This is a genomic window from Sphingomonas sp. UYEF23 (assembly GCF_040546165.1).
GTDB classification, from domain to species: domain Bacteria; phylum Pseudomonadota; class Alphaproteobacteria; order Sphingomonadales; family Sphingomonadaceae; genus Sphingomonas; species Sphingomonas glacialis.
Genome location: NZ_JBEPNG010000006.1, coordinates 38,371 through 59,109, shown reverse-complemented (window position 1 = coordinate 59,109; position 20,739 = coordinate 38,371). Strand labels below are relative to the sequence as shown.

18 protein-coding genes are annotated in these 20,739 nt (G+C 67.4%); 7 read left to right on the top strand and 11 right to left on the bottom strand.

Annotated features, from left to right (window positions below; translation table 11 throughout):
• Window positions 1–130: 130 nt before the first annotated feature.
• The gene (locus ABIB28_RS12265) at window positions 131–2,038 is read left to right on the top strand and encodes a rhamnogalacturonan lyase (RefSeq protein ID WP_354288374.1); all 1,908 of its coding nucleotides are present in this window, start codon (window positions 131–133) and stop codon (window positions 2,036–2,038) included.
• A 41-nt stretch (window positions 2,039–2,079) separates the two neighbouring features.
• On the opposite strand, the gene ABIB28_RS12260 is transcribed toward ABIB28_RS12265, so the two are convergent.
• Genes ABIB28_RS12260 through ABIB28_RS12245 form a run of 4 tightly spaced genes read right to left on the bottom strand, consistent with a single transcriptional unit; the run spans window position 2,080 to window position 6,420 of the window.
• Complete coding sequence (locus tag ABIB28_RS12260) at window positions 2,080–3,384, bottom strand: oligogalacturonate lyase family protein (RefSeq protein WP_354288372.1); 1,305 nt, start codon at window positions 3,382–3,384, stop codon at window positions 2,080–2,082.
• A 27-nt stretch (window positions 3,385–3,411) separates the two neighbouring features.
• A complete protein-coding gene (locus ABIB28_RS12255) occupies window positions 3,412–4,401 on the bottom strand; it encodes an alpha/beta hydrolase (RefSeq protein ID WP_354288371.1) in 990 nt (329 codons plus the stop codon).
• A gap of 1 nt (window position 4,402) precedes the next feature.
• The gene (locus ABIB28_RS12250) at window positions 4,403–5,629 is read right to left on the bottom strand and encodes a rhamnogalacturonan acetylesterase (RefSeq protein ID WP_354288370.1); all 1,227 of its coding nucleotides are present in this window, start codon (window positions 5,627–5,629) and stop codon (window positions 4,403–4,405) included.
• Window positions 5,620–6,420, bottom strand: coding sequence for a rhamnogalacturonan acetylesterase (locus tag ABIB28_RS12245; protein ID WP_354288369.1), 801 nt, complete (start codon window positions 6,418–6,420; stop codon window positions 5,620–5,622). Before ABIB28_RS12245 ends, ABIB28_RS12250 begins: the two co-directional genes overlap by 10 nt.
• Window positions 6,421–6,612: 192 nt before the next feature.
• Here ABIB28_RS12245 and ABIB28_RS12240 point away from each other — a divergent pair, with 192 nt between their 5' ends.
• Both ABIB28_RS12240 and ABIB28_RS12235 read left to right on the top strand, forming a co-directional pair.
• A complete protein-coding gene (locus tag ABIB28_RS12240) occupies window positions 6,613–7,263 on the top strand; it encodes a DUF6250 domain-containing protein (protein WP_354288368.1) in 651 nt (216 codons plus the stop codon).
• Between the two features lie 11 nt (window positions 7,264–7,274).
• Window positions 7,275–9,995: an exo-rhamnogalacturonan lyase family protein gene (locus ABIB28_RS12235; protein ID WP_354288367.1), complete on the top strand. Its 2,721-nt coding sequence runs from the start codon at window positions 7,275–7,277 to the stop codon at window positions 9,993–9,995.
• Window positions 9,996–10,057: 62 nt separating this feature from the next.
• On the opposite strand, the gene ABIB28_RS12230 is transcribed toward ABIB28_RS12235, so the two are convergent.
• On the bottom strand, window positions 10,058–10,756 hold the full coding sequence (locus ABIB28_RS12230) for a pirin family protein (protein ID WP_354288366.1): 699 nt from the start codon (window positions 10,754–10,756) through the stop codon (window positions 10,058–10,060).
• Between the two features lie 92 nt (window positions 10,757–10,848).
• Here ABIB28_RS12230 and ABIB28_RS12225 point away from each other — a divergent pair, with 92 nt between their 5' ends.
• A complete protein-coding gene (locus ABIB28_RS12225) occupies window positions 10,849–11,778 on the top strand; it encodes a LysR family transcriptional regulator (protein ID WP_133190644.1) in 930 nt (309 codons plus the stop codon).
• A 91-nt stretch (window positions 11,779–11,869) separates the two neighbouring features.
• Here the strand turns inward: ABIB28_RS12225 and ABIB28_RS12220 are convergent, their stop codons facing one another.
• Together ABIB28_RS12220 and ABIB28_RS12215 are read right to left on the bottom strand one after the other, a co-directional pair.
• Window positions 11,870–12,706: an alpha/beta fold hydrolase gene (locus ABIB28_RS12220; protein ID WP_354288365.1), complete on the bottom strand. Its 837-nt coding sequence runs from the start codon at window positions 12,704–12,706 to the stop codon at window positions 11,870–11,872.
• Between the two features lie 633 nt (window positions 12,707–13,339).
• A complete protein-coding gene (locus tag ABIB28_RS12215; RefSeq protein WP_354288364.1) occupies window positions 13,340–13,822 on the bottom strand; it encodes a c-type cytochrome in 483 nt (160 codons plus the stop codon).
• 245 nt (window positions 13,823–14,067) lie between these two features.
• Between ABIB28_RS12215 and ABIB28_RS12210 the strand changes: the two genes are divergently transcribed.
• Window positions 14,068–14,598 carry a phosphoribosyltransferase gene (locus ABIB28_RS12210; protein ID WP_354288363.1) on the top strand — a complete coding sequence of 177 codons (531 nt, stop codon included), beginning with the start codon at window positions 14,068–14,070 and terminating at the stop codon, window positions 14,596–14,598.
• A 10-nt stretch (window positions 14,599–14,608) separates the two neighbouring features.
• Here ABIB28_RS12210 and guaD read toward each other — a convergent pair whose 3' ends face one another.
• Genes guaD through ABIB28_RS12190 form a run of 4 tightly spaced genes read right to left on the bottom strand, consistent with a single transcriptional unit; the run spans window position 14,609 to window position 18,186 of the window.
• Window positions 14,609–15,901 (bottom strand): guanine deaminase, encoded by a 1,293-nt coding sequence (guaD, locus tag ABIB28_RS12205; RefSeq protein ID WP_354288362.1) that lies wholly within the window; start codon window positions 15,899–15,901, stop codon window positions 14,609–14,611.
• Window positions 15,898–16,197 carry a hypothetical protein gene (locus ABIB28_RS12200; protein ID WP_354288361.1) on the bottom strand — a complete coding sequence of 100 codons (300 nt, stop codon included), beginning with the start codon at window positions 16,195–16,197 and terminating at the stop codon, window positions 15,898–15,900. The genes guaD and ABIB28_RS12200 overlap by 4 nt, the downstream gene beginning before the upstream one ends.
• Window positions 16,198–16,201: 4 nt before the next feature.
• Window positions 16,202–17,578 (bottom strand): NCS2 family permease, encoded by a 1,377-nt coding sequence (locus tag ABIB28_RS12195; RefSeq protein ID WP_354288360.1) that lies wholly within the window; start codon window positions 17,576–17,578, stop codon window positions 16,202–16,204.
• Window positions 17,575–18,186 (bottom strand): bile acid:sodium symporter, encoded by a 612-nt coding sequence (locus ABIB28_RS12190; protein ID WP_354288359.1) that lies wholly within the window; start codon window positions 18,184–18,186, stop codon window positions 17,575–17,577. Before ABIB28_RS12190 ends, ABIB28_RS12195 begins: the two co-directional genes overlap by 4 nt.
• Window positions 18,187–18,309: 123 nt before the next feature.
• Here ABIB28_RS12190 and ABIB28_RS12185 point away from each other — a divergent pair, with 123 nt between their 5' ends.
• Both ABIB28_RS12185 and ABIB28_RS12180 read left to right on the top strand, forming a co-directional pair.
• The gene (locus ABIB28_RS12185) at window positions 18,310–19,722 is read left to right on the top strand and encodes an alpha-amylase family glycosyl hydrolase (protein WP_354288358.1); all 1,413 of its coding nucleotides are present in this window, start codon (window positions 18,310–18,312) and stop codon (window positions 19,720–19,722) included.
• Window positions 19,723–19,817: 95 nt separating this feature from the next.
• The gene (locus tag ABIB28_RS12180) at window positions 19,818–20,729 is read left to right on the top strand and encodes an ABC transporter ATP-binding protein (RefSeq protein WP_354288357.1); all 912 of its coding nucleotides are present in this window, start codon (window positions 19,818–19,820) and stop codon (window positions 20,727–20,729) included.
• Window positions 20,730–20,739: the final 10 nt, after the last annotated feature.

Here is a 20,739-nt window from a genome sequence, read left to right as displayed (position 1 = left end):
CGACTTCGTTCTGTAACATCCACATTGTGGATCGCTGTTCCGTTCTATGTTGCCATTTGGTGAAATGCAATCATAATTGTTGAGATATGGCGAGGCTGACCGTCGCCACGGGAGAGACAGGATGATCCGGATGCGCAGCTACTTTTGGGCGAGCGTCGCGCTCGGTGCCGTGGCGGCAGCAGCAGCAGCGGCTCCGCCGCAGCGTGCGATCGAGACGCTCGACCGCGGGCTCGTCGCGACGCCCGCAAAGGGTGGCGGCTGGCTGGTGAGCTGGCGCTTGCTGGCGAGCGATCCGCGCGCGACCGCGTTCGACGTCTATCGCGATGGTCGCAAGATCACGCCGCGCCCGCTCATCGATGCCACCGCCTTCGTCGATCCGCAGGGGAGTGCCGACGCGCGCTACACGCTGGCAGTCGCGAACGGCGCTCCTGAAAAGCGGTCCGCCCTGATGGCGCCCAACGGCTATCTGTCGATCCCGCTGACCCCGCCGCCGGGTGGTACGACCCCCGCTGGCGAGGCGTACAGCTACACCGCCAACGATGCCGGCGTCGGCGATCTCGACGGTGACGGCCGCTATGAGATCGTGCTGAAGTGGGATCCGACCAACAGCCACGACAACAGCCAGGCGGGCTATACCGGCGACGTCTTCGTCGATGCCTATACGCTCGAGGGCAAGCGGCTGTGGCGGATCGACCTCGGCAAAAACATCCGCGCGGGCGCGCATTACACGCAGTTCCAGATCGCCGACTATGACGGCGACGGCCGCGCCGAGATCGCGATGAAGACCGCCGACGGAACCGTCGACGGCACCGGCACGGTGATCGGCGACGCCACGGCCGACTGGCGCGAGCATGGCGGCGAAGTGCCGCAGCCCGACCGGACCGGCGCGAAGGTGCTTGCCGACGGCAGCAAGGTCGCGCCGCTGGTCGGGCGGATCCTCAAGGGGCCCGAATATCTAACCGTATTCGACGGCCGCAGCGGCCGCGCGCTCGACACAAAGCCCTATGATCCGCCGCGCTATCCCGGCGGCAACCCCACCTTCGAGCAGCTGCGCGACACGTGGGGCGACGGCTATGTCAACCGCGCCGACCGCTTCCTCGCGGGCACCGCCTATCTCGACGGGCAGCATCCGAGCATGGTGTTCGGCCGCGGCTATTATGCGCGCACCGTCGTCGCCACCTGGGATTTCCGCGCGGGCAAGCTGGTCAAGCGCTGGACCTTCGATTCGTCCGCACCGGGCAATGGCGATTATGCCGATCGCGGCAATCACCAGCTCAGCATCGCCGATGTCGACGGCGACGGGCGCGACGAGGTGATCTACGGATCGATGGCGCTCGACGATGACGGCAAGGGGCTGTGGACCGATCCGCTGTTCCACGGCGATGCGATGCACGTCGCCGATCTCGATCCGACGCGGCCGGGACTCGAAAAGTGGGGCGTGCACGAGCAGGTGAAGACCAATGGCGGGATCGGCTCGGCGCTGCTCGACGCGCGGACCGGGCAAGTGCTGTGGACCAAGCCCGCCGACACCGACACCGGCCGCGGGCTTGCTGCCGATATCGACCCGCGGCATGTCGGCGCCGAACTGTGGGGCTCGAACAGTCGCGACCTGTTCGACGTGAAGGGCAATGCGATCGGCCCGGCGCCGCGCCAAACCAACTTCGCGCTCTATTGGGATGGCGACCTGCTGCAGGAGCTGCTCGACAAGACGACGATCAGCAAATGGGACTGGAAGACCGCCACCGCCGTCCCGCTCTTGTCGCCCGAGGGGCTCGCGTCGAACAACGGGACCAAGGCAACCCCGGCGCTGCAGGCCGACCTATTGGGCGACTGGCGCGAGGAAGTGGTGTGGCGCACCGCCGACAATCGCGCATTGCGGATCTATATCACACCTTATCCGACCACGCACCGGCTGGTCACGCTGATGCAGGACCCGGTCTATCGCGCCGGGGTGGCGTGGCAGAACACGGCGTATAACCACCCGCCGCATCTCGGCTATTTCCCCGGCAGCCTGACCGCGTCCGAGACGGCGGAGTAAGCCGGGGAGCGTCCGGCGCGGCGTCACGCCCGCCGGACGCGCTACCGCGCCTTGTCCGTCGCGACGGCGTAGATCGCCGCCTTGCCCTCGATGTTGGCGCGGAAGAACAGCCAGCGGCCATCGGGCGAGAAGCGCCCGTTGGGCTCGAGCTTGTAATCCTGCCTGGCGAGATCAACGAGCTTCTCGGTCGCGAAAGTACCCGGCGCGATCAGCGCGCCGGCATTGTCGGCATGGATGCCCGCAACGTCGGGGATCGCGCGCGGGCGGAACAGGTACATATATTTGCCGTCGGGCCCGTGCGCGACCATCTCGGGGTCGCCGCCATCGCCCGAGAACAGCGTCTGGTCGGCAGAGACGTTGTAATGCACCGACCATTCGTTGCGCTCGAGATGGAACCAGCGGCGCTTGGCGGTGGCGACGTCATAGCCCGCGAGCCAGAAATCCTCGCCGCGCGGGGTCTGCAGATCGTACCAGATCGTCTTGCCGTCGGGTGACCAGAATTCGTGGCCGGCAATCTCCATGTTCATCGTGCGCGTGTGGATCTTGGTGTTGTGGCTGCCGTCGGTGCGGACGGTCCAGATGCGGTCGACCTTGTGCCACGGGCCTTCGTGGCAATACATCAGCAGGGTCGGATCGGTCGGCGAGAATTGCAGGTGGTTGAGCCAGTCGGTCGCGGTGACGATCGTGCGGCGCGCGCCGGTCTTCACGTCGAGCGTGAAGATCTCCATCGGGATTTTCGCCGCGAGCCGATCGTTGAGCCGTACCTCCTTGGCCTCGGCATAGGGCAGCGGTTTGCCGTCTGGACCATTGGCGGCATAGGCGGCCTGGTCGGTGCGCGGGTCGCGACCGGCGGTGCCGGGCTGGAGCTCGACCGGGCGCGTGGTGAACTGCCCGGCGAGCAGCGTTTCGTCGGCATTGATCGTGTCGATCTGGCTGCCGCGCGGCACCTCGGCGATCTTGCGCACGACGCCTGTATCGATGTCGGCGGCGGAGATGGTGACCGGGGCGTCGGGTTTGCTGCGGTCGGTCTCGGAGAAATAGGCGGTGCGCGTCTTGTGGCCGGCGAACAACAAGCGGACGCCGCGCCGCTTGAGCACGGTGCGCAGCGTCCACGTCTTGAGGTCCATCGCCTGGATGCCCTCGGTGGTCGAGAAGAGCATCGTGTCGCCGTTGGGCGTGTAGGCGTTGTAGTTGAAGTAGAGCGCGTAATTGCCGGGTGCATCGGTGATGCGGACGATCTTGTGGCCGGTCTTGGCATCGACCCAGCTCTTCATGTCGGCGGTCTGCGCCGCGGCGGGCGCGGCGAGCAGGACGAGCGGCAGGAGCGCCGCGACGGTGATACGCATGGTCATTTCCTTGGTCGTGGCGTCGGGTCAGGCGGGCCAGCCATGATCCCCGGCCCAATCGGCGAACATCTGCTGCCAGGGGACGATCGTCCCGTCGCGACGCTTGGCGGGTGGACCGTGCCCGCCTTTTTCGAACACCATCAGCGAAGCCGGGACTTTCGCTGCGTGCAGCGCCTCGATCATCAGCAGGCTGTTCTTGAAGAGGACGACAGGATCGTCCGCGTTGCACGCGATGAAGGTTGGCGGCATGTCGGCGGGCAGGTCGACCTGCGCCGAATAGCGGCGCTGGAAGTCGGGGCTGGCGGCGTTGGCGCCGAGCAATTCGCGGCGCGACTGCGCGTGGACGCCCTCGTCGAACATCGTAATGACGGGGTAGAACAGCCCGGCGACGGTCGGCGTCGCCGACAGCCGGTCCGCGGCGTCCTGCGGATCATAGACCGCGAGCGTCGAGCGCGCCGCGAGCTTCGCGGCGACATGGCCGCCCGCCGAAAAGCCGGTGATCGCGACGCGCGCGGGATCGACCGTCCAGCGCGTGCCCGCGCCCGCGCGGATCACGCGCATCGCGCGCTGCGCGTCCTGCAACGCGACGTCGGGCCCCGCCGCCCAGCCGTCGTGCGGCAGCCGGTAGAGCAGTTCGAACGCGGTCACGCCGCGATCGGCGAACCATTGCGAGATCGCGCCGGGATTGCGCCCGACCGCGACGCGGACATAGCCGCCGCCGGGGCAGATCAGCATCGCGGCGCCGTTCGGCCGGGCAGGCTTGAGCACGGTGAGCATCGGCGTCGCGACATGCGGCCAGGCGATGTCGTCGGCGGCGCCCGTGGGGGAACGCTTGACCCAGGCGTCGGTCACTTTGGTCTGCGGGGCGCCCGGCGGCGTCTTCGGCCAGAGCGGAAAGCGCTCGGCCGTGCCGCTGCCGACGCGCGCACCCGCGCCGACACCGGGATCCTGTGCAAAGGCGGGAAGGGGAAGGCTCGCGGCGAGCCCGCAGGCGAGGAAGGTGCGGCGTGAGGTCATGTCAGCTTCCGTCGGGTCGGGTGGTGTCGTGGGCGATACTGGGCGCGAGGCGGAAGGTCGCGGGATCGGGCGGCCGGGCCGGATCGAACGCCCGCAGATCGGGCGCAAGATGCGCGGCGAGCGGCAGCCCGGCGTCGGCAATGCCCTTGGCGACGCTGCGCGCGAGCACCCACGCGCCGTAATTGTCGTGATGCGTCGCGTCCTTGCCGCCATCGTTGAACGCCAGCGGCGCACGCTCCGGCCCGAGCGCTTCGTAGAAGGCGATGCTCGCGGCGTTGAGATCGATCACCGCGACCTGCTGCTCGGCGCCGACCGCCTTCACCGCCGCGACATAGTCGGCGAGCGTCGACGTGATCTTGGTGCCGTTCCACATCCGGCGATCGGGCGAGGTGACGAGCACCGGCGTGACGCCGCGGCGGCGGAACTCGGCGATCCAGGTGCGCAGATAGGCGCGATAGGTCGTCTCGGCCGCAGCATAGGTCTGCGGCCAGTTCGCTTTCTGGTCGTTATGGCCGAACTGGATGACCGCCCAATCGCCGGGCTTCACCGACTCGAGCACCTTGGCGAAACGCAATTCGGCGATGAACGATTTGAGCGTCTCGCCGCTCTCGGCATGGTTGGCGATCGCGATGTCGGGTTTGAAGAAAGCGGGGAGCATCTGGCCCCAACTCGCGGCGGGTTCGGCGCCCTGGTCGGTGACGGTCGAATCGCCGAGCAGGAAGACGGTCGGCACCTGCACCGGCGCGATCGAAATCGCGGTGACGCCGGGATGATTGCCGAGGATCTCGAGCGTGAGCTTGTCGTCCCAGCTGAACGAGCTCCGCTCGCGCGGTTTGAGGAGCACCGCACTGCCGCCGGGCGCGTTGAGCGGCGGGGGGAGGAGCGCGGCATTGCGGACATCGACGATGAAGCTGCGCGTGATGCTGTGCCCAGCGGGCACGCGGACCGCATCGAGCATCAACCGGCGCGACTCCGCCTTGATCGTCGTCTCGGTGGCCTGACGGGGCAGGCCGAGCGTGACGGTGACCTTGTAGTTGCCGGGCGCTGCGGCGACCGAGAACAACCGCGTCGAACCGGGTTCGTAGCCGAAGCCGTCGGCATAAGCGTGATCGGGGGCGACGGGCGTCGCGCCGGGTGCCGCCTTGCCCGCGAGCGTGAAGCTGCGCGTCTGCGCGTGCGCGGGAAGCGCTACGGCGAGGCTCAATGCGAGACCGGCGATCAGGCGCAAGACGGGCCGCCGGCGGGCGTCGTGCGGGTGAGCGCGGGGACATGCGGGGTGACGTAACGCGACACCGGCAGCTTGAGCGCGCGCAGCTCGACCGCGACGAGGTCGGCGACATGGCGCGCGCCGAGTTCACTGAAATGGGTGTTGTCGTGCACGCCATTGGGATAGCCCGGCGCTCCGGCGCTGCCGTCATAATGCAGGTAATAGGCCGCTGCCGCCTGTTCGCCGAGCGCCTGCACCATCGCCTCGGACAGCTTGCCGAGATCGATCAGCGGCGTGTGCGTGTCGCGCGCGACCTGGCGCGCGGCGTTGGCGTAGAGCGGATAGGTCTGCTGTTCGATCCCATCCTTGAAGTCGCGGCGCGCGACGGGGGTGAGGATTACCGCCTTCGCCCCGGCCGTCTTCGCTACGGCGAGGAAGCGGTGGAGATTGGCGATGTACTGGTCGACCGTGGTGTAGCGTTCGGGCTTGTCGGCGCTCTGATCGTTATGGCCGAACTGGATCATCAGCGTGTCACCTTTGCGCAGATCGGCCGCGATCGTGTCGAGCCGGCCTTCGCGGATGAAGCTGTTGGTGCTGCGCCCACCGATCGCTCGGTTCTCGAGCGTGACATTGGCCGCGAGAGCGCAGCGTAGCATCGTCCCCCAGCCCGATTGCGGATATTTTTCGGGCTTATAGTCCTGCGCGGTGGAATCGCTGGCGATGAAGATGCGCAGCGGCGGCGGCGCTTTGGCGCCGATCGCTGGCACGGTGACGATGGCCAGCAATGTACTCAGCAGGATTTTCGCCTTCATGGCATCCTCTCTATTCTTTGTGTCCCGCATCATGCGATTTGATTCCATAAATCGCAACATCTCATATCGGCTGACGTCGAGCAGAATTTTCCACAATATGACCATTAGTTATAGATTGCGGGAATAGCTTGGCAAAGCGACCTGCGCCGGCCTATGCTGGCGCGAACGCTAAGTAGAGGCGGTGGAGAGGGTATGCAGAGCGTAAAGCTCCTCGGCAGCATCGCCGCGCTGACGCTGCTCGGCGCCTCGCCACAGGCGTCGCTCGACGGTTGGCGGGTCGAGGCCGAATCGCCGGCTGCGCGAGTCACCGAAGCTCGCGGTGTGATCGACATCGACACGCCCAAGGGGCTGACCCTGTGGTCGACCACGCCGATCACCGCGCCGACGACGATCACCTTCGAAGCGATGGCGGTGTCCGCCGGCGGTGCCAATGACCAGGTCAGCGACCTCAACGCCTTCTGGATGGCGACCAATCGCGATGGGTCGTCGGTGCTGACCACGCCGCGCTCCGGCGCGTTCGGCGGCTATGACGACCTCATCACCTATTATGTCGGGGTCGGCGGCAACCGAAATACGACGACGCGCTTCCGCCGCTATATCGGCGTGCCCGGCAACCGCCCGATCCTGCCCGAGCATGACACGGCAGCCCCCGCCGACATGCTCGTCGCCAATCGCTGGACGCGGATCGCGCTGATCGCCGACGGCCACATCATCGCGGTCGAGCGCGACGGCAAGCGGCTGTTCACGCTCGACGACGCCCAACCCTACACGCGCGGCCATTGGGGGCTGCGCACCACGTGGAGCCACCTGCGCATCCGGCGCGTGGCGGTGACGCACCGTTGATGGAGAGAGACATGCTCAATCGCCGCGAGACGCTCAAGGCGGCTTTGCTCGGGAGCGGCGTTGCGCTGCTGCCGGCGCGGTTGGGCGCGGCCCCGGTCGCGGCGTTTCAAGCAGCGCCGGTGCGCTGGATCGACGGCGCGGCGCCCGCGCTCCAGCCAGGCCAGACCTTCGGCGTCGCCTGGCCGCGCGGCGCGGTCAAGCGCGGCACGGCGCTGAGCGTGACGGCGCGTGACGGCACGCCGGTCCCGTCGCAAGGCTGGACCACCGCGAGCTGGCCCGACGGCTCGATCAAGTGGAGCGCGCACGCGATCCCCGCCGACATCGCGCCCGACGGCTTGAGCGTCACGCGCGGCCGCCCCACTATCCCGGCACGCCCCGTCCGCGTGACCGAGAGCGCCGATGCGGTGACGATCAGCGTCGGCGATCTGCAATGGCGTATCGGCAAATCGGGCGCGGCGCTGGTGCAGCAAGCGAGCATCGCCGGCCGCGCGGTGCTTGGCCCTGTGACCCTCATCGGTGCATCGCGCACCGAGCCGCTCCACGGCGCCGACCTGCCCTTCGCGGGGCGGATCGAGCGCGTCACCGTCGAGCAGACCGGGCCGGTGCGCGCGGTCGTGAAGATCGAGGGCGCACACATGTCGGGCGAGCGCCGCTGGCTGCCGTTCGTCGTGCGGCTCTATGCCTATGCCGGGTCGACCGGGTTGCGAATGGTCCACAGCGTCGTGTTCGACGGCAGCGCATCAAGGGATTTCATCTCGGCGCTGGGCGTGCGCGCGAGCGTGCCGGTGAAGGACGCCGCGCTCCACGATCGCCACGTGCGCTTCGCCACCGACGCGCAATTCTTCGCCGAAGGGGTGCGCCCGCTGACCGGGTTGCGGCGCGATCCCGGAGTGGCGTTCAAGGCGGCACAGGTCGCCGGCCGCGCGGTGCCGCCGCTCGACACGATGGCCAAGGCGGTACACGCGACGCTCGAGCGGATCCCCGCCTGGGGCGATTTCCGGCTCGAGCAGCCGAGCGCCAATGGCTGGACGATCACCAAGCGGACCGCGCCCGAGCAGGGCTGGATCGACGCCGACGAAGGGCATCGCGCGCCGGGGCTCGCGTATGTCGGCTCGCCGCTGGGCGGCGCGGCGCTCGGTGTGCGCTATTTTTGGCAGCGGCATCCGACCGCGCTGCACATCGATGGCGCGACCGGCGACGCCGCCGCGCTTACGGCGTGGCTGTGGTCGCCCGAGGCGGCGGCGATGGACATGCGGCCGTATCACGGCACGATGGGGATGGAGCGCTTCGACGCGCAGAATGAAGGCCTGTCGGTCACCTACGAAGATTACGAGCCCGGTTGGGACGATGCCGCGGGGATCGCGCGGACCAGCGAGCTGATGCTGTGGGCGTTCCCCTCAACGCCCGACAGCGCACTGCTGCAGGGGCTCGCGACGATGCAGGCCGCGCCGCCGCAATTGATGGTCGCACCCGCGCACCTCCACGCCGCGCAAGTGTTCGGCGACTGGGGGCTGCCCGACCGGTCGACCCCCAACCGCGCAGCGATCGAGAATCAGCTGAGCAACCTCGTCGACTTCTACGCGGGCGAAGTCGATCGCCGCGCCTGGTACGGTTTCTGGAACCATGGCGACGTGATGCACAGCTATGACAGCGACCGGCATCGCTGGCGCTACGACATTGGCGGCTTTGCGTGGGACAATAGCGAACTCTCGCCGGATCTGTGGCTGTGGTACCAGGTGCTGCGCACCGGCGATGCGAAGACCTGGCGCTTCGCCGAGGCGATGACGCGCCATACCGGCGAGGTCGACGTCTATCATAGCGGCCGCTTCAAGGGGATGGGGACGCGCCACGGCGTGCAGCATTGGAGCGACAGCTCGAAACAGCCGCGCGTCAGCAATGCGAGCTATCGCCGGCCGTTCTACTACCTCACCGCCGACGAGCGGGTCGGCGACCTGCTCCACGATCTGATCACCTCGGACCAGACGCTGACCACGGTCGAGATCGGGCGCAAGGTGCCGAACGCCGCGAAGAAGCCCGCGCTGCCGGCGGGGACGATCGAGATGACCTTCGGCACCACCTGGTGCCCGCTCGCCGCGGCGTGGCTGACCGAATGGGAGCGGACCGGCGACGTGCGCTGGCGCGATCGCGTGACGGCGGGGCTCGACAGCATCGGGCGGCTGCCCAAGGGCTGGATGACGGGCAGTGCGCCCTTCGACCTGGCGAGCGGACGCTTCCTCGATCAGGGGCGCGGCATCCAGTTCTCGCATCTCAACGCGGTGTTCGGCGCGGTCGAGGTGAGTTCGGAGCTGATCCGCCTGTTCGACGTGCCGCGCTACCGCGCTGCATGGCTCGACTATTGCCGCTGGTACAACGCGCCGCAGAGCGCGTATCTCGCCAAGTTCGGCGCACCGTTCGGGCCGCGCAACCTGCGCGAGGGGCATTCGCGGCTCACCGCTTACGCGGCGTTCGAGGAGAAGGACGCGGCGCTCGCGACGCGCGCCGCAGACGAGTTCCTCTCGGGCGATGCCGGGCTCGGCACCTGGCCCTCCGATCCGCGGCATCGCGTCGATGGGGTACTCGAATGGCCGGGGGTTTCGACCAATGCCTCGGCGCAATGGGGCCTCGCGGCGATCCAGAATCTTGCGCTGGTGCCCGAAGCGTTAGACCGCGCGACGATCACCGCCCCGGACGCTCCGGGGCGGCGGCGACAGGGCGATGCCGGGCGCGATTAAGCGAGCCGGGACACTCGCCCCAATGCTGCGAGGCCGCCCGGCACGCGCCGGACGGCCATCGCTCAGGCCGCGTCGACCAGGACGATCTCGCTGTCCTCGAGCGCGGTGATCACCACCGCCGCCTGGTCGCTGATCGCGACGCCGTCGCGCGCGGCGATGCGCTTCCCCTCGATCTCGATCGCGCCGGTGGCGGGGACGAGATAGCCGCGGCGGTCGCGGCCGAGCCGATAGGTCGCGGTTTCGCCGGCTTTGAGCGTCGCGCCGATAACGCGCGCATCGGTGCGGATCGGCAAGGCGTCGGTGTCCTCGGCAAAACCGCTGGCGAGCACCACGAACTGTCCGGCGCGATCATCCTTGGGGAAGGGACGCGCGCCCCAGCTCGGCTTCTCGCCGGTCTGCGTCGGCTGGATCCAGATCTGGAAGATCTTCGTCGTCACGTCTTCCTTGTTATATTCGGCATGCGTGATGCCGGTGCCCGCCGACATCACTTGCACGTCACCCGCCTCGGTGCGGCCGAGATTGCCGAGATTGTCCTGATGCGTGATCGCGCCTTCGCGGACATAGGTGATGATCTCCATGTCGCGGTGCGGGTGGGGCGGAAAGCCCGATTGCGGGGCGATCGTGTCGTCGTTCCAGACGCGCAGATTGCCCCAGCTTTCGCGCGCCGGATCGTAATAGTTGGCGAACGAGAAATGGTGCTTGGCATCGAGCCAGCCGTGGTTGGCGCCACCGAGGCTGGCGAAGGGGCGAATGTCGATCATGGCGTGTCTCCATTGTGTTGCGACGGATATAGACGGCCTCGACATGCCCGGTCAGTCGGATAAAACAGACTGAAACGTTCGATGGAATTGATATGTCCAACCCCGGCACGCCGACCTTCGACCAGCTGCGCGTGTTCCTCACCGTGGTCGAGACGGGGAGTTTTGCCGCCGCTGCGCGCAAACTGAACCGCGCGGTCTCGGTGATCAGCTACGGGATCGGCAATCTCGAGACGCAGCTCGGGCTGACGCTGTTCGACCGCGAAGGCACGCGCAAGCCGCAGCTGACCGACGCCGGTCGCGCGGTGCTGGCCGAGGCGCGCACCGTTGCGCAGGGGATCGACGGGCTGCGCGCCAAAGTGAAGGGGCTGCTCGACGGGCTCGAGGCGGAGGTCAATCTCGCGGTCGACGTGATGCTGCCGACGCACCGGCTGGGCATGGTGCTGCGCAGCTTTGCCGCGGCGTTCCCGACCGTGACGTTGCGGCTGCACGTCGAGGCTTTGGGTGCGATCACGTCGCTGGTCCTCAACCGCGATGCGGTCGTGGGGATTTCCGGGCCGCTCGCCGCCGGGGTCGAAGGGGTCGAATGCGTCGGTGCTGGATCGGTGGTGCTCGTGCCGGTCGCAGCGCCCGACCACCCGCTCGGCAAGATGGAGCGGATCGCGCCCGGTGCAGGGCGCGATTACGTCCAGCTCGTGCTGACCGACCGGTCGCCGCTGACGCAGGGACAGGATTTCTCGGTGCTGAGCCCGCGGACCTGGCGGCTGGCGGATCTCGGCGCCAAGCACGCGCTGCTGCGCGAGGGGATCGGGTGGGGCAACATGCCGCTGCCGCTGATCCAGCCCGATCTGATCGCGGGTACGCTCAAACGCCTCGCGATGCCCGATCACCCCGGCGGCACCTATCGCTTCGCGGGCGTGTTTCGGCGCGACACCCCGCCCGGACCGGCCGCCGCGTGGTTGCTCGACCAATTCGTCGCGCTGGGCGCGGACGATCGGGGCGAGGACGGGATGCGCGACGTCTAGTCGCGGCGGGGCGTGAAGATGCTCCCCAACGGATCGACGCAGGCGCGATCCGTTGGGGCTTGTTGCCATGCCGCCGCGGCGTGAGGCCGGGTCAGCTGCCCGCGAAGGCGAGCAGATCGGCGTTGATCACGTCGCCGTTCACGCTGAGCATGCCATGCGAGAAGCCGGGATAGATCTTTAGCGTCGCGTTCGGCAGCAGTTCGGCCTGCATCACGGAGGCGTTCTTGTACGGCACGACCTGATCGTCATCGCCCTGCAGCACCAGCGTCGGCACGGTGATCGCTTTGAGATCCGCGGTCTGGTCGGTTTCCGAAAAGGCGGCGATGCCGTCGTAGTGCGCCTGTGCGCTGCCCATCATGCCCTGGCGCCACCAATTGTCGATCGTCGCCTGGACGACGGTCGCACCGGGGCGGTTGAAGCCGTAGAATGGCCCTGCGGCAAAATCGTGGAACAGCTGCGCGCGGTTGGCGGCGAGCCCGGCGCGGATCCCGTCGAACACCGCCATCGGCAGGCCGTCGGGGTTGCCCTCGGTCTGGAGCATCAGCGGCGGCACCGCGCTGACCAGCACCGCCTTGGCGACGCGGCCCTGCGGTTGACCGTATTTGGCGACATAGCGCGCGACTTCGCCACCGCCGGTCGAATGGCCGATATGAATGACGTTCTTAAGGTCGAGATGCTCGACCACCGCAGCTGCATCGGCGGCATAATGGTCCATATCGTGGCCGGTGCCGATCTGCGTCGAGCGACCGTGCCCGCGACGATCATGCGCGACGACGCGGTAGCCGTTGGCGAGGAAGAACAGCATCTGCGAGTCCCAATCGTCCGACGACAGCGGCCAGCCGTGGTGGAACATGATCGGCTGCGCGTCCTTCGCGCCCCAGTCCTTGAAGAAAATCTCGACGCCGTCTTGGGTGGTGACATAGCTCATGGGTCAGTCCTTTTTGGCCAGGGGGGGAATTCGGTCGGGAGGCGTTAGCGGTTCACCTGTTCGGCGGGGGCGGCGCTGCTGGCGAACGGCGCGTGGCGTACGGCGTGTGCAATGCTCGACATGGCAGCGTTCCCCGATGAGGCAGTGTGAAGCGGTGCGTCTGAGAGCGGTTTAGAGCGGTGCTCTTGTCGAAATCACCTCGATAAAACTGTCGTGACTATTCGATGAAGTTGAAAAGGTCAGTCGGTTTTCGCTTGGCCTCACGCCGATCGTCGAAAGCGTGGCAGATCGCGGATCGTCGCACGCCTTTTTCACAGGCGCCGACGTCATCGCGATCCGAGTCTTGGTGTTTATACAACGCAACGGTCTGATCGTCTTCGACAATATCCCACGGTAGCACGTGCAATAGCGGCAAAAGCGAAACCCGCCCGCGACCGCGAGCGCGATGAACCCCGCACCGACTGCGCAGAGCGTGGTTACCAACGCCCAGGAACGATCCGTCGCCGGCTCAGCCGTCGTCACTGGCCCACGTCCGCGACCGGATTCTGCGACTCGCTCCCCCGAAACGTCGAGCAGAGCGACGCGCAGCGAATCGAACAGACGCGCCGGCAGTCGCGGGCGCGCATCGATGCTTCAGGTGTTCGAGCGGAACTGGCGATGGCAGCCGCCGCACACTGCGCCGGTCGCCTTCGCCTGCGCGCCGATCGCCGCGGCGTCGCCGCTGTTCGCGACCGCGACGAGCGTGTCGGCGGCGGTGACGAGCTTGGCCATCTGCGCGTCGAAGGTCGCGCGGTCGGTCCAGATGATGGGCAGCGCATCGGTCTTGACGCCGGGCGCAGGCCCGCTGCCGGCGGGGAACAGCTTGCCCTGCGCGCGCGCGGTCTCGGCGATCATCTGCGCGGCGGCGACCATCGTCGCCTTGACGGGCGCGTCGCTCTTCAACTCATCGTTGAGCGCTTTCATCGCGCCACCCATCTTCTTGAAGCCATCGACTCGCGTGGCGATCACGGCGTCGGTCGACGGGCCTGCACCGGCGGCGAGCGATCCCGCCACTATGGTCGCGCAAAGCGCACAGGCGGTAAGCGACACAGTCTTGAAGGTACGCAGTCTCAGCATCGCGAGTATCCATGATGAAAGAGGAAACGATCCATCCGCGCCGTCGCCGGCACCGGGTGCCTGTGTCCCGCATCTGTGCGTTTGACGCCAGAGCGATCCGAAAATTGGTCGTGCGGAACCGCTCTGATCCCCGACAGGTCGGCATCCGCCATCAGGCGCGGCGGCGGTTGCCCTTGCCGACCAGACGCGATAACCGGCCTCGCTTCGGCGGGCCGCCATCGCGCCGCCATACGGAGTGTCGCGTCATGAGCACCGCCGCCAGCCCCCAGCTCTATTACATTCCGCACGACGATTTCGTCGCCGATACGCAAGCCGTCGCGCACGCCGTCGCGCGCGGGGACTGGATGCCCGATTTCGTCGTCGGGATCGGGCGCGGCGGGCTCGTGCCCGCGGTGTTCCTGTCGCACGCGCTGAAAGTGCACATGCTGTCGATCGATCATTCGTCGAAAGTAACGGGCTTTGCCGACGAATTGCTCGGCAAGGTCGCGGCCAAGAGCGCGGATGGCGTCCGGCTGCTCTTCGTCGACGACATCAACGACAGCGGCGGAACGATCGCCGACATCCGGCGCCTGCTCGCGGAGGCGGGGTGTGACACCGGCAACGTGCAATTCGCCGTGCTGCTCGACAATGTCCGCTCGCGAGTGCGCGTCGATTATCACGCCAGGACGATCGATCGCGCCGAGGACAAGCGCTGGTTCGTCTTCCCGTGGGAAGCCGTCGGCATGAGCGAGACGATCGTCGAGGAAGCGCTGTCGGTTCCGCATCGCCTCGCCTGACGCGAGGGCGTCACCGATCGGCGTGTTTGTCCCACACGCACTCGCCGAGCACATAGGTCCGGCTGATTGCGCGGTCATCGCCGAGGACCTGCAGCGCGAACAGCTGCTCGGCGAGGCTCGCGCCGGTCGTGCGGCGTGCGAGCAAGGACGTCGCGGCTGTATCGAGCACGACGAAATCGGCTTCCAGCCCGGGTTCGAGGCTGCCGACCCGGTCCGCGATGTGGAGCAAACCGGCGCTGCCTGCGGTCGCCAGATACAGCGCACGGAACGGATCGAGCCGATCGCCGCGCGCGAGCGCCGCCTGATAGGCGAGCCCCGCCGTCGACAGCAGCGAGAACGACGTCCCCGCGCCGACATCGGTACCGAACCCGAGCCGTAGCGAGTGGCGGTCGGCTTGCCCGAAGTCGAAGAAGCCCGAGCCGAGGAACAGGTTCGAGCTCGGGCACACCGCGATCCCCGCACCGCTTTCGTGAAGCCGCGCGCAGGCACGGTCGGACAGATGCACGCCGTGCGCGAAGACTGAGCGCGGGCCGACCAGCCCGAAACGATCGTACACGTCGAGATAATCGCGCGCGTCGCGGAAGCGCTCGGCAACCGCGGCGCATTCGCCGAGATTTTCGGCGAGATGCGTGTGGAGCAGGACGTCGGGATGCGCCGCGAGCAGCGCGCCGGTCTCGGCCAATTGCGTATCGGACGAGGTCAGCGCGAACCGCGGCGTCACGGCATAGCCGAGCCGTTTGTGGCCATGCCAGCGCCGGATCAGCACCTCGCTCTCGGCGCGGCCCGAATGCGGGGTATCGGCGAGGCCCTCTGGCCCCAAGTCCATCAGCACCTTGCCCGCGACGATCCGCATATTGCGGCGCGCGGCGGCCTCGAACAGCGCATCGACCGACTGCGGGTGGACGGTTGCGAACACGAGCGCGCTGGTCGTGCCGTTGCGCAGCAATTCGGTGAGGAACGCCGCGGCGACGGCGTCGGCATGTGCGCGGTCGGCAAACGCCTTCTCCGCGGGGAAGATGTGAGTGTCGAGCCAGTCGAGCAATTGCGCGCCGTGCGACGCTATGCGATCCATCTGCGGATAGTGGATATGCGCATCGATAAAGCCGGGGACGATCAGTCCGGGCAGTGCCTCGATCGCGAGTCCCGGATAGCGCGGCGCCACGTCCTGATAGTAGCCACGCGCGACGACGATCCCGTCCTCGACGATCAGCAGTCCATCGGGTTCGTGGCGGATCGCATCGGCATGATCGCGCGGATCGTGCGCGACCGAGAGCAGCGCGCCGCGAAAGCCGCGCGCGCTCATGCTGCGCGGCCGAGCTGGGCGGTCTTTCGCGCCGCGCTGCGGCTTGTCGCAGCGACGAGCACGATCGCTTGGCCGATGCTCGGCAAACAGCAACTGCCGTAGCCATTCGCCTTCGCGCAACGGCCGGCCGACGCGCTCGAAGATCGCGGGATAGGTGCGGCGCTGCCGGCGCAGCTTGATAGCTTTTGCGCGTTCGCTGCGGTCCCGCGGTCGCGCAGCATGGCGAGCCCGGCCTGCGCGGCGAGGTGGTGCGGCGCGGTGACCAAGCCGCGATAAGATCGGACGGTGTGGCGCATCAGCTCATGCCCCCGCGCTCATCCAGACGAAGCGCACGACGAACAACCCGGCGAGCAGCAGCAGGAACCAGTCCGCGGTGGTGATCCGCCCGCGGATCAGCTTCAACAGCGCATGCGCGGTAATGCCAAAGGCGAGCCCGTTGGCGATCGAGAAGGTCAGCGGGATCATCGCCACGGTGAGGAAGGCGGGGATCGCCGAATAGGCATCCTCCCAGTCGACTTCGCGCAACGGGAGCAGCATCAGCCCGCCGACGATGATCAACGCGGGCGCGGTCGCGGCCAGCGGGATCAGCTGCGCATAGGGCGCGACGAACATGGTGAGCAGGAACAGCACGCCCGTCACCACCGCGGTCAGCCCGGTGCGGCCGCCCGCCTGCACGCCAGCCGCGCTCTCGACATACGACGTCACCGTGCTCGTGCCCGCGAGCGAGCCGACGATCGTCGCGACGGCATCGGTCATCAGGATGCGGTTGAGCCCGGGGATGCGCCCGGCGGCGTCCATCAGCCCGGCGCGCTTGGTCACCGCGACGAGCGTGCCGATATTGTCGAACAGATCGACGAACAGGAAGACGAACAGGATCTCGATCAGCCCGAGCCCGTGCCGCCCGCCGATCCCGAACACGCCGGGCAGATCGAGCTTGAACGCGGTGCCGGTGAGCGCCGAGAGGCTGTAGGGCTCGGGCTTGAACACGACTTGGCCCGCGAACCAGCCGACCAGGGTGGTGCCGATGATCCCGATCAGCATCGCACCGCGCACGTTCCACACGCTCAATGCGCCGATCACGAGCAGGCCGAACAAGGCGAGCGCTGCGCCGGGTGCCGTGAGATCGCCGAGCGCGACCAGCGTCGCCGGGCTGGCGACGACAATCCCGGCATTCTTCAACCCGATAAAGCCGATGAACAGTCCGATCCCGCCAGCCACCGCGGCGAACAGTTGCTGCGGGATGACGGCGACGATCATCTGCCGCACGCCGGTCAGCGTCAGCAGCAGGAAGGCGACGCCCGAGATCAGCACGCATCCGAGCGCGACCGGCCATGGCACGCCCATCTGCTGGACGACGGTGAAGCTGAAATAGGCGTTGAGCCCCATGCCCGGCGCGAGCGCCAAGGGGGTATTGGCGACCACACCCATCAGGATCGAGGCGAAGGCGGCGGCAAAGCAGGTCGCAGCGGCGACCGAGGCGACCGGCATCCCCGCCTGGCCGAGGATCGCGGGATTGACCAGCACGATATAGGCCATCGTCAGGAAGGTGGTGACCCCCGCCAGCACCTCGGTCCGCGCCGTGGTGCCGCGCTCGCTCATCCGGAAATAGCGGTCGAGGCGGTGCGCGCCTACGGTCGGCGGGGCTCCCGGATCGATCGGTCGGGTCGCTTGCGTCATCGATAGTCCCCCTGAAATGCCCCGCCCGGCGGGGAAACGCCGGTCAGCCCCCGTTCCTCCAGCATCGCCGCGGAACGGAACAGCGTCCGCTCGGCCCCCGGCCGGCCGATCACCTGCAAGCCCAGCAAGGGCAGCAGCAATTGCAGCGCGACCGTGCCGATCGAGTGCGACGACGCGACCGCGCCGCCGCCCGCGGCGTGCAGGAACACGCCGACCAAGAGCGGCGTCAGGAGAATGCCCAGTAAATTAGACAGCGATGCGCTGCACACCGCCGCGGCGACATTCCCGCGCGCCATTGCCGTGACCGCGATCGACGATTGCACCGTCGAGGGCAGCAGCGTGAGGTAGAGCATGCCGGAGAGCAGCACTGGATCGACCCAGCCCGTCGCCGCCCCGCACGCGGGCAGCAGGCTTGCCAGCACCACGGTGGCAATCAGCCAGAGGAGAAAGCGATCGATCGAAAGAAGAAGTTTGACGGCGCGCGACATGGCGCACGTCATGGCCTGCTTTAGGCGCACGATCCAACATAATGACCGGCATGCTCCGTTGCCAAAAAACCGTGCACTCGCAGGGGGCAGTGGTCGGGCGTCCGCTGGCCGGGATGGCATGGGCAAATCTGCGTCGGTGCCTCTAACACGCGGCGGCGTCGCACGCGCCGTCACATACGTATTCACCGTGCTCCCCGCCCGAGCAGTGGCATAAGCGCCCCAAGATAAAACGGGAGGAATGCGATGCGGGCGATGCGGATGGGTGCGCTTGGACTGGCGATGGTCGCGCTGCTGTCCTCGGGCATGGCCTCAGCCAAGCAAGCGGCCGCTCCGGGCAGCGCCGCGATCGACGCGCGCTATCAGCCGCGGCCCTATGTCTCGCTGCACCATCCCGCCTGGACCAAGACGGCGGTGCTGTATCAGATCAACACGCGCCAGTTCACCCCCGAGGGGACGTTTCGCGCCGCGCAAGCGCAGTTGCCGCGGTTGAAGGCGCTCGGCGTCGACATCCTGTGGCTGATGCCGGTCCATCCGATCGGCGAGAAGAACCGCAAGGGCGGGCTCGGCAGCCCCTATGCGGTCAAGGACTATCGCGCGGTGAACCCCGAGTTCGGGACGGTCGACGATCTCAAGGCGTTCGTCGCGGCGGCGCATGCGCAGGGGATGCATGTCATCCTCGACTGGGTCGCCAACCATACCGCATGGGACAATGTCATCCACACCACGCATCCCGACTGGTACGAGCATGACTGGAAGGGCGCCAACCGGCCGACGCCGTTCTGGGATTGGTCCGACATCATCGATCTCGACTATTCCAAGCCCGGGCTGCGGCAATACATGACCGAGTCGATGAAATATTGGGTGCGCGATGTCGGTGTCGACGGCTTCCGCTGCGACGTCGCGGGCTATGTGCCGCTCGATTTCTGGGAGACGGCGCGCGCCGAACTCGACGCGATCAAGCCCGTCTTCATGCTCGCCGAATTCGACCAGCGCGATGTCCACGCCAAGGCGTTCGACGCGTCCTATGCCTGGAAATGGAACAATGCGATGGCCGACATCGGCGCCGGCAAGGCCGATGTGAACGCGCTGTTCGGGTATTATTCCGAAGTGCAGAGCGCATGGCCGGCCGAGGCGATGCGGATGACCTATACCGAGAATCACGACCAGAATGCGTGGGAAGGCACCGAGTTCGAACGCTTCGGTCCCGCGCTTCCCGCCGCGATCGCGCTGTCGTTCGTCGGCGAGGGGATGCCGCTGATCCACAACGGCCAGGAGGCGGGCAACCCGCGGCGGCTCAAATTCTTCGATCGTGACCCGATCACCTGGCGCGACCATCCCAATACGGCGCTGTTTCGCCAGTTGATCGCATTCCGCGATGCGCACCCGGCGTTGTGGAACGCGCCGTGGGGCACGCGCATGACGCCGGTGGTCAACAGCGCGCCGACCAAGGTCTTCTCGTTCGTGCGCGAAAAGGGCAGCGACAAAGTCCTCGCGTTGTTCAACCTGTCGGGCGCGCCGCAGACCGTGTCGTTCAGCGACGGCCCGGTCGTGGGTCGCTATGTCGATGCCGCGGACGGATCGGCGCTGGTGATCGATACCGCGAGCAAGGTCACCTTGCCGGCATGGGGGTATCGCCTGCTCGCCGGCGCACGCTGATCTGACCCGGCCGCACTGCGGCGCATGCGCGCTGCATTTTGCGCTTTAGCTTCCTAATACACTGCGCTAGCTTCCTCCCGATACAGGGGGAAATCATGCTCGAACTCGAACACGTTACGCATGTCTATGCCAACGGAACGCGGGCGCTCGACGATGTCACGCTGTCGATACCCAAGGGCATGTTCGGGCTGCTCGGCCCCAATGGCGCGGGCAAGTCGACGCTGATGCGGACCGTGGCCACGTTGCAGGCCCCGACGTCTGGCAGCATCCGCTTCGGCGAGATCGACATCCTCGCGACCCCCGACCGGCTTCGCGAGCGGCTCGGCTATCTGCCGCAGGATTTCGGCGTCTATCCGCGCGTTTCGGCGTACGACATGCTCGATCACATGGCGGTGCTCAAAGGCGTCGCCTCGGCGCAGGAGCGGAAAGCAACGGTCGAGACGCTGCTCAACCAGACCAATCTGTGGAACGTGCGCAAGAAGGCGATCGCGGGCTTTTCGGGCGGGATGCGGCAGCGCTTCGGCATCGCGCAGGCGCTGATCGGCAACCCCGAGCTGATCATCGTCGACGAACCGACCGCCGGCCTCGACCCCGAGGAGCGCAACCGCTTCCTCAATTTGCTTGCCGAGATCGGCGAGAATGTCGTGATCATCCTGTCGACGCATATCGTCGAGGATGTCGCCGATCTGTGCCCGCGCATGGCGGTGCTCGCCGCCGGGCGGATCCAGCTCGAGGGCGCGCCGCAGGATCTGATCCAGGCGTCGCGCGGCACCGTCTGGGCCAAGACGATCGCGCGCGACGACATGGCGCACTATGCGCAGACGCAGAAGGTCATCTCGACCCGCCTGTTCGCCGGCCGCACGATCATCCACGTCCTGTCCGATACCGATCCCGGCGACGGCTTTGCGCCCGTGATCGGCGGGCTCGAGGATGTCTATTTCTCGACATTGTCGCGCTCGCGCAGCGGCGACGCAGCCTTGGTCCATCCCACCGTCGCAGCCGCGTGAAGGGGGCCGG

Coding starts and splice junctions, on each gene's coding strand:
- ABIB28_RS12265 (WP_354288374.1), top strand. CDS start 131: ATGCGCAGCTACTTTTGGGCGAGCGTCGCGCTCGGTGCCGTGGCGGCA.
- ABIB28_RS12260 (WP_354288372.1), bottom strand. CDS start 3,384: ATGCGTATCACCGTCGCGGCGCTCCTGCCGCTCGTCCTGCTCGCCGCG.
- ABIB28_RS12255 (WP_354288371.1), bottom strand. CDS start 4,401: ATGACCTCACGCCGCACCTTCCTCGCCTGCGGGCTCGCCGCGAGCCTT.
- ABIB28_RS12245 (WP_354288369.1), bottom strand. CDS start 6,420: ATGAAGGCGAAAATCCTGCTGAGTACATTGCTGGCCATCGTCACCGTG.
- ABIB28_RS12240 (WP_354288368.1), top strand. CDS start 6,613: ATGCAGAGCGTAAAGCTCCTCGGCAGCATCGCCGCGCTGACGCTGCTC.
- ABIB28_RS12235 (WP_354288367.1), top strand. CDS start 7,275: ATGCTCAATCGCCGCGAGACGCTCAAGGCGGCTTTGCTCGGGAGCGGC.
- ABIB28_RS12230 (WP_354288366.1), bottom strand. CDS start 10,756: ATGATCGACATTCGCCCCTTCGCCAGCCTCGGTGGCGCCAACCACGGC.
- ABIB28_RS12225 (WP_133190644.1), top strand. CDS start 10,849: ATGTCCAACCCCGGCACGCCGACCTTCGACCAGCTGCGCGTGTTCCTC.
- ABIB28_RS12220 (WP_354288365.1), bottom strand. CDS start 12,706: ATGAGCTATGTCACCACCCAAGACGGCGTCGAGATTTTCTTCAAGGAC.
- ABIB28_RS12215 (WP_354288364.1), bottom strand. CDS start 13,822: ATGCTGAGACTGCGTACCTTCAAGACTGTGTCGCTTACCGCCTGTGCG.
- ABIB28_RS12210 (WP_354288363.1), top strand. CDS start 14,068: ATGAGCACCGCCGCCAGCCCCCAGCTCTATTACATTCCGCACGACGAT.
- guaD (WP_354288362.1), bottom strand. CDS start 15,901: ATGAGCGCGCGCGGCTTTCGCGGCGCGCTGCTCTCGGTCGCGCACGAT.
- ABIB28_RS12200 (WP_354288361.1), bottom strand. CDS start 16,197: ATGCGCCACACCGTCCGATCTTATCGCGGCTTGGTCACCGCGCCGCAC.
- ABIB28_RS12195 (WP_354288360.1), bottom strand. CDS start 17,578: ATGACGCAAGCGACCCGACCGATCGATCCGGGAGCCCCGCCGACCGTA.
- ABIB28_RS12190 (WP_354288359.1), bottom strand. CDS start 18,186: ATGCCATCCCGGCCAGCGGACGCCCGACCACTGCCCCCTGCGAGTGCA.
- ABIB28_RS12185 (WP_354288358.1), top strand. CDS start 18,310: ATGCGGGCGATGCGGATGGGTGCGCTTGGACTGGCGATGGTCGCGCTG.
- ABIB28_RS12180 (WP_354288357.1), top strand. CDS start 19,818: ATGCTCGAACTCGAACACGTTACGCATGTCTATGCCAACGGAACGCGG.